Source organism: Terriglobales bacterium, assembly GCA_035561515.1.
In the GTDB taxonomy this organism is placed as follows: Bacteria; Acidobacteriota; Terriglobia; order Terriglobales; family Acidobacteriaceae; genus DATMXP01.
This window is the reverse complement of the sequence record DATMXP010000023.1, coordinates 1-12386: the sequence shown is the minus strand read 5'-3', so window position 1 is coordinate 12386 and position 12386 is coordinate 1. Positions and strand designations below refer to the sequence as shown.

12 protein-coding genes are annotated in these 12386 nt (G+C 57.4%); 10 read left to right on the top strand and 2 right to left on the bottom strand.

Features of this window, described 5'->3' with window-relative positions; all coding sequences use genetic code 11:
• Positions 1-222: 222 nt before the first annotated feature.
• The 7 genes from VN577_10365 to VN577_10335 all read left to right on the top strand — a co-directional run bounded on the left by VN577_10365 (position 223) and on the right by VN577_10335 (position 7906).
• Entirely contained in the window at positions 223-1149 is a 927-nt protein-coding gene (locus VN577_10365) for a prepilin peptidase (GenBank protein HWR15224.1), read from the top strand.
• Entirely contained in the window at positions 1146-1760 is a 615-nt protein-coding gene (locus VN577_10360; protein ID HWR15223.1) for a PAS domain-containing protein, read from the top strand. The genes VN577_10365 and VN577_10360 overlap by 4 nt, the downstream gene beginning before the upstream one ends.
• A 102-nt stretch (positions 1761-1862) precedes the next feature.
• Entirely contained in the window at positions 1863-2393 is a 531-nt protein-coding gene (locus VN577_10355) for a hypothetical protein (GenBank protein ID HWR15222.1), read from the top strand.
• A gap of 140 nt (positions 2394-2533) precedes the next feature.
• Positions 2534-4342: an HD domain-containing phosphohydrolase gene (locus VN577_10350; protein HWR15221.1), complete on the top strand. Its 1809-nt coding sequence runs from the start codon at positions 2534-2536 to the stop codon at positions 4340-4342.
• A gap of 117 nt (positions 4343-4459) precedes the next feature.
• Positions 4460-5425, top strand: coding sequence for a signal recognition particle-docking protein FtsY (gene ftsY / locus VN577_10345; protein HWR15220.1), 966 nt, complete (start codon positions 4460-4462; stop codon positions 5423-5425).
• 76 nt (positions 5426-5501) lie between these two features.
• A complete protein-coding gene (locus VN577_10340; GenBank protein HWR15219.1) occupies positions 5502-6731 on the top strand; it encodes an MFS transporter in 1230 nt (409 codons plus the stop codon).
• The gene (locus VN577_10335) at positions 6731-7906 is read left to right on the top strand and encodes a glycosyltransferase family 2 protein (GenBank protein ID HWR15218.1); all 1176 of its coding nucleotides are present in this window, start codon (positions 6731-6733) and stop codon (positions 7904-7906) included. Before VN577_10340 ends, VN577_10335 begins: the two co-directional genes overlap by 1 nt.
• Positions 7907-8375: 469 nt before the next feature.
• Here VN577_10335 and VN577_10330 read toward each other — a convergent pair whose 3' ends face one another.
• Positions 8376-8954 (bottom strand): hypothetical protein, encoded by a 579-nt coding sequence (locus VN577_10330; protein ID HWR15217.1) that lies wholly within the window; start codon positions 8952-8954, stop codon positions 8376-8378.
• Between the two features lie 180 nt (positions 8955-9134).
• On the opposite strand from VN577_10330, the gene VN577_10325 reads away from it, so the two are divergent.
• From VN577_10325 to VN577_10315, 3 genes are all read left to right on the top strand, one after another.
• The gene (locus tag VN577_10325) at positions 9135-9488 is read left to right on the top strand and encodes a hypothetical protein (protein HWR15216.1); all 354 of its coding nucleotides are present in this window, start codon (positions 9135-9137) and stop codon (positions 9486-9488) included.
• 127 nt (positions 9489-9615) lie between these two features.
• On the top strand, positions 9616-10539 hold the full coding sequence (locus VN577_10320) for a serine hydrolase (protein ID HWR15215.1): 924 nt from the start codon (positions 9616-9618) through the stop codon (positions 10537-10539).
• Positions 10536-10886 carry a hypothetical protein gene (locus tag VN577_10315; protein ID HWR15214.1) on the top strand — a complete coding sequence of 117 codons (351 nt, stop codon included), beginning with the start codon at positions 10536-10538 and terminating at the stop codon, positions 10884-10886. Before VN577_10320 ends, VN577_10315 begins: the two co-directional genes overlap by 4 nt.
• Here VN577_10315 and VN577_10310 read toward each other — a convergent pair.
• Positions 10883-12386, bottom strand: a 1504-nt coding sequence (locus VN577_10310; protein ID HWR15213.1) for a pyridoxal-dependent decarboxylase, incomplete at its 5' end; no start/stop codon positions are given. The genes VN577_10315 and VN577_10310 overlap by 4 nt on opposite strands.

Below are 12386 nucleotides of genomic sequence, written 5' to 3'. Positions count from 1 at the left end.
GAAACTGGAAGCCTGCTGGGCGTTGTTGCCCTCTGGTGCGCGGAAAGAAAAGTGTCAGTGTTCGACCAGCAACTATACGTTGCGTTGCCGCCAAATGTCACCTTCCGGACTGTGATCGAGCCCAAAATCGCGCTGCGTTTCGCCGCAGGACATGTACCTAAGAGGTGCGGAGTACGATCAAGGTTGCGCGAAAGCGACATATAATCGGCATCACGTCACTCAATGGACATCTTTTTCGCCATCGGCAGTTTTGTTTTTGGGCTGCTGTTCGGGAGTTTCCTGAACGTCTGCATACATCGCATTCCGCGCAAACAATCGGTAGTTTTTCCTTCATCGGCATGCCCGGTCTGTCACGAAGAAATTAAGCCTTACGATAATATTCCCGTATTGAGCTGGCTCTTTCTTGGCGGCCGCTGCCGCAATTGCCGGACGCCGATTACACCCCGCTATGCGATGGTGGAGTTGCTGACAGCGTTCTTCTTCCTCGCGAGTTACTGGAATTTCGGACTGACATTCAGCACGCTGAAATATTGCGTGTTCTCTTTCCTGATCATCGGCCTGATTTTTATCGATGCCGAATGGAAACTGTTACCTGACAAGCTCACTCTGCCTGGACTCGCGATCGGACTGGGTTTCAGCTGGTTTGTCCCGGTTGATCAGTTGCTCGCCGACATTCTGCCCGCCTTCTTCAGCCCACCCACGATGAGGGGCTGGTCGTGGCGACTCCTGTCTTTCACCGACTCTCTTTTCGGGGCTGCCGTTGGCGCGGCGTTCATCTTCGGAGTCGGGTTCGTCTACCTGCACGCGCGCGGCGTGGAAGGCATGGGATTCGGAGACGTGAAACTAATGGCCATGGTCGGCGCCTTTCTTGGAGTGAAGCTGACCGTCTTCACGATTTTTGCTGCGTCGCTGCTGGGCACGATCTTCGGCATGGCCATGATCCTGCATATCTGGAGCCAGCGCACTCGCCGACGCATGCTACGCCATCGCGAAACCCCGGAGCTGGCAAGACAACGCGCGTGGCGTTCGGCCAAGCTCGTCTATCGCTATTACCAGATGCCGTTTGGGGTATTTCTGGGCGGCATGGCTCTATTCGCACTTTTCTTCGGAAACCAACTGTTGCACTGGTACTGGAGGCTGTACCTGTGAGCCCGTTGGCATTTCAGCTGATCGGCACGATTCTCATAGTCGGCGGAGTCCTGTTTTTCGGCTTCCTCATGCTGCGTTACGTTCGGCAGGAAACGGTCGCCTCGACCCCGGTGAGGGCGAATACTCCCCGCGCCGAAACGACCAACTTCGCCACGGCAGCGTTCCAGGGTGTTATAGCTGACCTGAAGAATCGCGAAAAGGAACTCCAGTCGCAACTGGCTGCGGAAGCCCGACGGTTTGCGCATGCAGAAACTTTGTCGCAAGTTGTTTTCGAGAACGTCGGTGTTGGCGTCATCATGTTCACCCCGACGTTAATGGTTCAGAAAGCGAATCCCGCCGCCAGGCAGCTACTCGGATATGCATCGCCTGTGAACATGAGCGCCATGGAAGTCTTTCGCGGCTTACAGGCCGTGGATCTGCCGTCTTCCAACGGAGCCGTTGGCGGGATCTCGCAGGCAATCCGTGATGTGCTGGCGACTGGCGTGGAATACCGAGATGTCCCCGCGATGTACGCTCCGCCCTCGGGAGCGGCCAGGGAATTGCATCTTTCACTATTGCCGATTCGTGATACATCGCAACTGGTGACCGTAGTGGTTTGCCTGTTGAGCTAGTGCGTCCGGCATTTACCTTATCGTTTCCGGCGCCGGATCGAAGTAGAAAGAGAAGAGAATCGGAGTAGAATTTTCTCGAGTTTCAGGTACTTGGAGGCGGTTATGAAGCGCATGTTTAGCTGCGTAGTGTTAATGACGATGCTGCTCGTGTGCGGCTTGGCGTGGTCTCAGTCCCTCGGCGACGCCGCGAAGAAAGCCCGTAGCGAACGCAAGCCTGCCGCCACAAAGGTATACACAAACGACGATATAGCGCCTTCTCCGGACGCAGCACCGGCTCCCGCCCCTGCGAACGCCGGCAGTTCCACCACGGCGAAATCAGCCGCCGGTGACGATAAAGCCGCAGCCGAGAAGGCCAGCGACTGGAAGAAAAAAGTAGCCGCCCAAAAGGAGTCCGTCGCCGCACTGGACAAAGAACTAAACCTGATGGAACGCGAGCATCAGGTTCGCGTCGCCACCTACTACGCCGACGCCGGCAACCAGCTGCGCGATTCCAAGAAGTGGTTCGAAGACGAGAAGAAGTACGAAGACGAGCACAAGGCAAAGCAACAGGCGCTGGCGACCGCGAAGCAGAAACTTGAAGACACGAAAGAGGACGCTCGCAAGGCAGGCGTTCCCGTGGGCCAACTGGAGTAACGACATCCGGGAGTCCCGGTACTTCAGTAATTAACCACCCTAATTACTAATCGGCTCGAAATTCAGCAACTCGGGATAGAATTTCGGCTTAAGTTTCCGCAACAAGCGGGCCACGGTTTCCTGTCGTGGGGAAGAGTCTTTTGCCGAAACTCGCGGTTCCACAACGAATTCCGATTCTGTACCTGATCATCGGCGTGCTGATGCTCGTCTCGGTGGTCCCGATGTACTTCTACGCCCGCCAAGTCGTTGCCATTAACCGAGATCGCCTGAAAACGAACGAAATGTTGTTGCAGAACACCATTACCCGTGCGCTTTCAGACGAAATCTCGCAACGCATGACCAACCTGGAATCGATGTTGATCAACTTGTCTTCGGCGATCCAGGTCATGAGTGGTGGCGACATCAGTGGCGGGAAGGTGAGTACGCCGGAACTCCGGGCACTCCTTGAGCGGTTCGTCTCCTCTTCCAACGACATTGCATACGCAACCCTACTCAACGGAGAAGGCAAAGGCCAGTCCGTCGGCAAGGTCACTCCGGACGAGTTCCTGCAGCGCGAGTTGTACCGCGGCTTTTCGGCGGCACGTGAGAACCGTCCTTATACGGGTCAGGCGTTATCGCTTGGTTCCGGAAAGGACCGCCGGACCGTCATTGTGGTCACGGTGCCCGTTACGGCTGGTGGCCGATTTGTCGGCATGGTCGGGACCGCCGTCGATCTCAGTTTCCTGTCCCACAATCTCGATCAACTTAGCAGCCGGTTGCTGACGTACGTGGTTGACCGCGAAGGCAGGCTCGTAGTCGGTCCCACGGTCGCGCATTTCGCGACAGGCCTCGACATGTCGAAACTCGACATCGTGAAGAGCTTCGAGGAGTCGAGTGGCAAAAGCCCAGTCACTTCCGAGTTCCCGATGATCGACAATGGCCGCAAGATCGACATGCTGGGAACGTATTCGCCGGTTAGCTCGCTGAACTGGGCTGTCATCGCCCAGAAGCCGCAGCACGAGGCTTATCACGACGTTTTCGAAATGCAAAAGACCGCGAACCTGCTGGCGCTCCTGATGGTGCTGATCAGCGCATTCGTCGGTATCGGTGCTGCTCGCCGCATCACCGGCCCCCTCCAGGTTCTCACCGATAAGAGCCGGGCCATTGCTAAGGGCGATTTCAGCCAGCGCGTGAACTTGAAGAGCCGAACCGAGATCGGCGAACTTGCTCACACGTTCAACGTCATGAGCGAGGACCTCGAGCAATTCGTCGAGGACCTGAAGCGGGCTGCCGAAGAGAACCGCCAGCTCTTCTTGAACTCGATCCAGATGCTCGCCGGAGCGGTCGACGAAAAGGACCCGTACACCCGCGGCCATTCCGATCGCGTCACGAAGTATTCCGTCATGATCGCCAAGGAGTTGCGGATGCAGCAGGACGAAGTCGAGAAGATCCGCATCGCCGCTCAACTCCATGACGTGGGCAAGATCGGTATCGAGGATCGCATCCTCAAGAAGCCGGGCGCTTTGACGCCGGAAGAGTACGAGATCATGAAGTCGCACACCGTCCGCGGCGCAAACATCCTGCGGTCGGTGGAACAACTGCGAGAGATGATCCCCGGTATCGAACTCCACCACGAGTCAATGGACGGCAAGGGGTATCCGTACGGACTTAAGGGTGAAGAAATTCCGGTTAGCGCGCGCATCATCGCCGTCGCCGATACCTTCGACGCCATGACCACCAACCGCCCCTATCAGGCCGCGCACGAACCGGAATATGCGTTGAAGATCATCAACACACTCGGACGCAATCGCCTCGATCCGAGGGTCGTCGCCGCCTTAACCAAGATCTTCGAGCGCGGAGATCTGCGCATCCACCGGGCTGGAGCGGTAAGCGAAACAGAGGCTCAGCCGGCCCAAGCGCCTCCGGTGCCGGAAGAGGCCAAGGCAGCGGCAACGGTCGCCGGCGACTAAGGACATCTCCGCTAACCACAAGGGCACAGGCAACTGTGCCTTTTCTCGTGCCCGTGCAGCCTCCTGCTTGCATCCCCGTATAATGAGTGTTCTATCCCTTTAAAACCGGACTCATAGATGATCCAGACGCTATTCGGAAATACCGAGGAACAGCCGAAAGAGAAGAAACAGGGCCTCTTTGAGCGCATGAAGCAGGCGGTCACGCGCACGCGCGAGAACCTGAGCGAGCGCATTGAGGAAGTCGTGTCCCTGAGCAAGGAGATCGACCGCGGCACGCTGGACGATCTGGAAGCCACGTTGATCGGCGCCGACCTCGGAACGAAGACCACGGATCAGTTGCTTGCGCGCCTTCGCGATAAGGCTGATCGGAAGCAGATCGCCAACGTTTCCGAGCTCAAAACTCTTCTCAAGCAGGAGGTCCTCAACGTCCTTACGCGCGCGAATATCGAGCCGGTAAAAGCCGTAGATGGCGAACCCGAAGTCATTCTGGTGGTTGGCGTCAACGGGACAGGCAAGACCACGAGCATCGGAAAATTGGCGAATGTCCTTCGCGGCCAAGGCAAGACCGTGTTGCTTTGCGCTGCGGATACCTTCCGCGCGGCGGCCATCGAGCAGCTCGAAGTCTGGGGGGAACGTACCGGCACGGAAGTGATCAAGACAAAGCCCGGCGGAGACCCGGCAGCCGTATTGTTCGACGCACTACAAGCCGCAAAGGCCCGTAGTGTCGACTATGTGATCGTGGATACCGCCGGTCGTCTGCACACGAAGTCGAGCCTCATGACCGAGCTCGAGAAAATGCGCCGTACCGCACAACGGTTCATCACTGGCGCGCCCCATGAGACCTTGCTGGTCGTTGACGCTACCACCGGACAGAATGGCCTGCAGCAGGCCAAACTCTTCACGGAATCCGCGGGCGTGACCGGCATCGTGCTCACGAAATTAGACGGCACGGCAAAGGGCGGAATTGTAGTCGCCATTGCAAATGAGCTCGGCGTGCCAGTGCGCTACGTGGGCGTCGGAGAGCAAAAAGCAGACATGATCCCGTTCGATCCACAGGCCTTCGTGGATTCATTGTTCGACTAGATGAGAGCCGCAGGGAAGGTGCTCGTGGTCTTACTTCCTTCGCGGCTCCTCCGCTGATATATTCCGGCAATCCCGAATGTCACGCCGACATCACCCACTCCTCGCACTGGCCATCCTGTCGGGCCTTAACTTCTTCAACTACGTGGACCGCTACGTGCTTTTCGCGGTGGTCCCGTTACTTCAGCAGGAGTTCCCGCGCAGCGATGCCGATTACGGTTTCCTGACCACTGCGTTCTTTCTTTGCTATATGTTCACCGCGCCGGTCGTCGGGTTCCTTGCCGACCGCTATTCGCGGAAATGGCTCATGATCGGTGGCGCAATGGTCTGGAGCGTGGCAACGTTGATGACCGCGATCACCTACGACTTCGAGACGCTTCTTATTCGGCACACCATCGTCGGACTGGGCGAAGCGACGTTTGTAACGATCGCTCCGTCGTTCCTCGCCGACCTCTTCTCGGAAGACAAGCGCGGGCGAGTCTTCGGTTGGTTCTATCTCAATATCGGTCTCGGTGCAGCCGCGGGATACATGCTCGGCGGCTCCCTCGGCCATCACTTCGGTTGGCGGTTCCCGTTCTACGTAGCGGCCGCTCCTGGCTTCCTGCTCGCGATTGCACTGATATTCCTTCCCGAACCCCGCCGGGGCGAGAAGGATCTGCTTAAAGAGGCGCCGGAGCGCAGTAACTTCTGGGGACTCTTTCGCAATGGTGCTTTCTGGACGGCCAGCCTGGGAATGGCCATGGTGACGTTTGCTTTAGGGGGGATGTCAGCGTGGATGCCAACGTTCCTCTATCGAACGCGCGAGATTCCGCTGGCGGAAGGGAACCTCATCTTTGGCGCCATCACAGCCGTGACGTCCATTTCGGGCACGCTGATCGGTGGTTGGCTCGGTGATCGGCTGCTAACCCGCTCCCGGAGTGCGTACTACCTGGTTTCGGCGGTCACTTTGCTCATCGGGGTCCCGGCCATGTTGATCGCGATCTATACCACCGGACCGCTGATGTATCCCGCCATCTTCGTCGCGGAGTTCCTGTTGTTTCTGAACACGGCACCCTTGAATGCGGCCGTGGTGAACTCAGTCGGCGCCAGCATCCGCGCCACTGCAATCGCAGTGAATCTATTCACCATCCATCTCCTCGGGGATGCAGCGTCGCCGCGCATCATTGGCGAGATCTCCGATCGATCGTCGTTGCAGACGGGGTTCCTGTCAGCAGTGGCGGCAGTGCTTCTGGGTGTTGCGGTCCTGTTCTTCGGAATGAAGTATGCGCCGCAGTTGCCTCCCCATAAAGACGAAGGAGTAACTGCGTGATGCTGATCTTCTGGTGGGCGATGGGCGTGCTGCTTGCTGCACTGTGGGTGTGGCGTGCGGCTGACGCCGGTCTCGGCATGCGCAAAGTTGCTGAAATCTCACAGCCGGCATGGGACAAAAAGCCACCGCTCCATCCACCACGAATCAGCATCATCGTCCCTGCGCGTGATGAGGAAGAAGAGATTGAGTCCGCCTTGCGTTCGCTCGTTACGCTTGACTGGCCGAACTACGAAGTCATCGCCGTTAACGATCGCTCCACCGATCGTACCGGCGCCCTCATGGAGCATGTCGCCCGCGAACACGACGCTCATCACCGCCTCAGGGTCGTTCACCTCGACAATCTGCCTTCAGGGTGGCTCGGGAAGCCCCACGCCATGTCGGTTGGTGCGAAGCACGCGACGGGCGATTGGCTTCTGTTCACTGATGCCGATGTTGTCTTTCGTCATGATGCATTGCGTCGCGCAATGGCTTACGCCATCAGCGTCAATGCCGACCACCTCGTGATGTTTCCGACGCACATCGATTGGAGCGTCAGTAAGAAGATCATGCTCGCCGGTTTCAACATGCTCTTCGTTTTCGGGCACCGGCCGTGGAAAACGTCGGACCCAAAGGCACGGGACCATATGGGAGTAGGTGCTTTTAACCTGGTCAAGAAGAGCGTCTTCGATGCCATCGGCGGAATGGAAAAGCTCAAGATGGAAATCATCGAAGATATGCGCATGGGGAAGTTGATCAAGGACTCGGGATTTCTTCAGTACAACGTCTTCGGACGGGACTTGTTGCTGTTGCCGTGGGGTGCGGGCGCATGGGCCCTGAGCAGCAATCTCACCAAGAACTTCTTCGCTCTGATGCATTTCTCCGTAGCCCGGGCCCTCGGAATGTGCTTTCTCATCGCTTTGTTCAACCTTATGCCGTTTGTGGGATTCTGGTTTGCCCCGGGGCTCGCCAAACTGGGCTATGTGCTTTCGTTGTTCTCAGTCTTCTGCCTCTATGTCGGCATGTCGTGGTACTCACCCATTTGGCCGTTCTACTTCTTCTTCCATCCCATTAGCGCCGGACTTTTGATCTTCACTTTCCTTCGATCCATGCTCCACACCTTGCGCCACAACGGTGTGATCTGGCGTGGAACTCACTATTCGCTTGCTGAACTCAGACGAGGGTTGGTGAAAGGCTGACCGCCTTTCCAATCGCCAATAGCAGCTTGGCTTTTGGCCGCTTAGCGTTGGCGTTATGTGCTATAGTGGCGTGTCGAACTTTTAAAGACAAGTTCCTGGTTTGAGTGGTTCAAAAATGGCAGGGCAGCAAGCAAGCTCTCTTTCTGAATGGGCCAGGTGCATCGGAGATCTCCGCAAGCGTTTGCATCTGACCCAAACACAATTGGCCAACCGCATTGGCGTTACGGCGATGACTGTGTCTCGCTGGGAACGTGGACTGGTTGAGCCAACCGCAGGTGGGTACATCGCATTGGGCAATCTTGCCGAGGCTAGGCGGTCCTGGTACTTCTGGCGCCGCGCGGGACTGAGCGAATCAAAAGTTCGCCATTCCTTCGATTCGCGTAACGGCAAGCGCAAATCATAGGCGAGACTTGCCAGAAGAAAAGCCCGCCTCAACCGGCGGGCTCGGAAGCATGTTTCGGCCTCGGGATTAGCGGCGGGTTCCTGCGCGTACCTGGCGCATGCTCAGATCCTGGGCGGTTTTGAACGTCAGCTCGGTTTCGGCCGGGATGTCGATCTTCTTGCCCTGAGTAAGGACTTGTGCGCCGGCACCGGCAGCGCCACCCGCGATTGCACCGATGAGCGCCCCTTTCGCGCCACCGGCAACCGCACCGATCAGGGTTCCTGCTAGTGCTCCACCACCCGCATATTTAGCGGTAGTCTTGTTCTTGCCCAGGCTTCCTTGCTTGTAACTCGAAGACTCGATCGCATACTTGCGACCATCAACCGTTACGGACGTCAGGTCGAGCATCACCTTCTCTCCGTCCTTTACGGCCCTCAGTTGCGCGCGAGCGCCCTTCGGGATCACCGTGTTTCCGGAGCTGTCCGTAATTGCATCGCTGATTGTGCCTGGATATGTGCGGCCTGCGTTGGCCGCAGTAGCGGTAATCTGCTGGTCTGTGCGTACCTTGATTTCAGTACCACTGGGAATCGTCGATGTCTGCGCGGCAGCAAGTGTGCATAGCAACACAACGGCGAAAGAAACATAGAGCAATCTCTTACCTTGCATGGCGTACCTCGAAATCGGCTGTTGTTACTCTGGTTGAGATGCTGACTGGAGCGTGCAAGTTGGGGGTTCGGGATATTCGGAGTGTTCCCAAAGAGGAACTCGGCCCGGAATGAATTTCCAAAGTCCGCAGCCTGGGCGGATTTTCAGAGCATTTCCCCTAAACGAGGGTAAGGTGGTTGCATGTTGCGCCCCCTTTGCGTTACCCGCCAAAGACAGTGGACCGGAACACTCACAGAAATTCTTCCAGAACTGGCCCTCGCGCCGCAAGTCATCACGGACGTGGAATCGATGCCTCCGCAACAGAACTGGGCTGTGGCGATACTCGACATGGATACTCTTCGGCCGGATCTGACCCAATCGCGTGCGCAACTAGCACTCGTTTGCACCCACGCGCGGCATGTAATTGCGCTACTGCCGCTGCGATTGTCGTTCCTCCTCCGCGACCTCGAGCAATGCAATGCAACGGTGTTGCACAAGCCCGTTACGGCCGGTGAGATCGCCTTGGCATTGAAGCGTGCTCTACGTCAAAGTTGAATTTTTCTTGAGAAACTGTGCAAATCCTTGCATATCTCTGCTGCTACCGACTCGCATCAGTTTGTCACTCGATCACAAAATCCGCCGCTAATCCGCCTATAATGGCCTCCTCATACAAGAGGCCTAGATGAACAAGATCTTTCTGGCAGTCATGATGTTGTGTGTTTTGTACGCGCAGGCGCAGAGTACGCCGCCCGCTGCCTCGGAGAAGCAGCGCGGGCTGAAGGGCAAGCTGGAAGAGACGATCAAGGACGTGGACAGGCGTCTCGATGGCTATATGGGAGTCGCCATTCTCGACCTGACGAATGGCGAAACGATGTATTACCACGCGGACGAAGTGTTCCCGACAGCCAGTTCGATCAAGGTTGCGCTGCTCGCCGAACTGTATCGCCAGGCAGAGAAGGGAACACTCAACCTGACGGATACATACATCGTCCGTAAGGAAGACGATGCGCCGGACAGCGCCATATTCAACGGCTTAACTCCCGGTGTGACAAAACTGACCTTGCGCGACCTGGCGCAGATGGTGGTTGCGGTCAGCGACAACGCCGCGACCAACGTGCTCATCGACAAGGTTGGCATGCAGAACGTCAACGCCATGCTTCACGACTTTACGCTGACGAAGACCAAACTACAGCGCAAGATGATGGACGTGAATGCGGCCAAAGAGGGCCGCGAGAACGTCTCGACACCTCGTGAGCTGATGATGCTGATGGAAGCGATCTATCGCGGGAAAGTGGCGAATCAGCAGCTTACGAACGACCTGCTGAAGATGCTCTCGACTTCCAAGAGCAGTCCGATGCAACGGGCGCTTGGTGAATCGGTGCGAGTGGCAGACAAACCGGGCGAACTGGACGCGGTGCGTTGCGACTTCGGCGTCGTTTACGCGCCAAATCGTCCGTTCGTAATCGCCGTGATGACGACGTTCCTGAAAGATATGGATGAAGGCGAGACAGCGATCGTCGAAGTCACGCAAGCGGCTTACAACTATTTCGATCGCTTGGGGCGGTCTTCCTATTACGGGCGTGCAATGGCGGCGCCGGAGCCATGACGATCCGCCGCATGAAGTCATACACCGGAGAAACCGGTTTTGTGTACCAGTATTACTTTGTCGGGCAGCGACGAGCGCTGGCCCAAGCGGCGACAGAGTTCGTCTTCGACGTGACAACGGATCGTAAGACCACTTATTCGGTCAGCGTGTTTCTGCTGGACCGTGCGCTCGAAGAGTGGGAACAGCAGCATGAGCGCAAGCTCGTCGATGCGGAACGTTACGCATCCGCGAAGATGCGGCTGTTCCGAGGCTTTGACGAGGTCGAGCACATGATGACCGAAGGCCGACAGTTGCTGATCAGTCCTACAGACCTTGAAGAGCTGCTGGCAACGCTCGGCGTTGATTAGACGTTCGCACGTTGGCGCACGCGAGCCGTCTTCAGCGCTGCTGCCGTGAGCGCTTCCTGCAATTCCTGAAGCTGTTTCTCCGAAGTCAGATAGCTGATGACCATCATGCGGATAACGTCTTTTCCGCCGGCAACAGTCTGCGAAAGCCAGCGGCGACCATCGCGCGTGATCTCATCGACGATGGTAGCGTTTGCGGCCGCAGCATCGGAATCGGCAATTCCGCGCGGGCGGAAGTTGACGATCGTGAGTTGCGGTTCGTGGACAAGTTCGAAGTGCTCGGATTGCTTGATCCAGTCGGCGAACTTGCGGGCGAGTCTCAGTTGCTCGTCGATGAGCTGCTCGTAAGCCTGACGACCGTGAACGCGCAACGTGAGCCAGAGCTTCAGGGAATTCATTCGGCGCGACCATTGCGCGCTGACCTTGAAGTTATCGATGATCGTCGCGCCTGCGACTTTCGGCATGTAAGGCGTTGCGACGCCGAAGGTCTTCTGCAACATCTCAGCGCGACGGGTGAGAACGACACCTGCGGCGAACGGCATCGCGAGCCATTTGTGCGGATCGATCGTGACCGAATCAGCGCGTTCGATTCCAGCGACGAGGTTGCGATGCTTGTCGCTGAAGGTTGCAGCTGCGCCGTAAGCGCCGTCGACGTGGAACCAAAGTCCGTAGCGCTCGCAGATGTTGGCGAGCGCGTTCAGGTCGTCAACTGCGCCTGAGTTCGTTGTTCCAGCGGTTCCGACGACAGCGAACGGTTTGAAGCCAGCAATTACATCAGCCTGGATCTGACGGTCGAGCAAGGCTACGTCGAGTTGCAGACGCGCGTTGACGGGAATTCGGCGAAGGGCTTTGCGACCGATACCAAGCAATCCTGCGGATTTGTCGAGCGAATGATGGCTTTCGGCGGAAGCGTAAAGAACGGGTCGATCGCCGCAACCAGCGAATCCGTCGTCGAGCGCGCAAGGATGATGCGTTGCGAGCGCCATTGCAAGGGCGCTGAAGTTCGCTTCATTTCCGCCGCTGGTGAAGGTTCCGTCGAATTTTGGTTTTTGGCCGTTGGCGCCCCAGATGCGCTCGCCGATCCAGCGGACTGTTTCGGCTTCAATCTTCGAGGCGAGTTGCGAGCGGGCCAGGGAAGCGAGCTGCGGGTTGATGGCGGCGACGAAGGCTTCGGCGAGGACCGCCATATAGGTGGGCGTGGGGTTCATCAGGCCGAAGTAGTTGGCAGCCGGGACGTGGAATCCCTTGTTGATTAGCTCGTGGGCCATTTCGTCGAGGACGGCGTTGGCTTCTTCGCCTATTTCGGGCATGACGTCGCGCAACTGCCCGAAGGTGCGTTCTTCAAGGGGCAGCTGAACGGGGCGGTCAGAGAGGGAGTCGAAGTACTCGTTGATGAGGTCGATGAGTTTGTAGCCGAGGCGCTGGCGGGAAGAGTGATCGAGTTGAAAGTTCATGCGGTTGATCGCCCTCCGCTGGGCGGATGGACGTCCTGAGGTCTTTAGA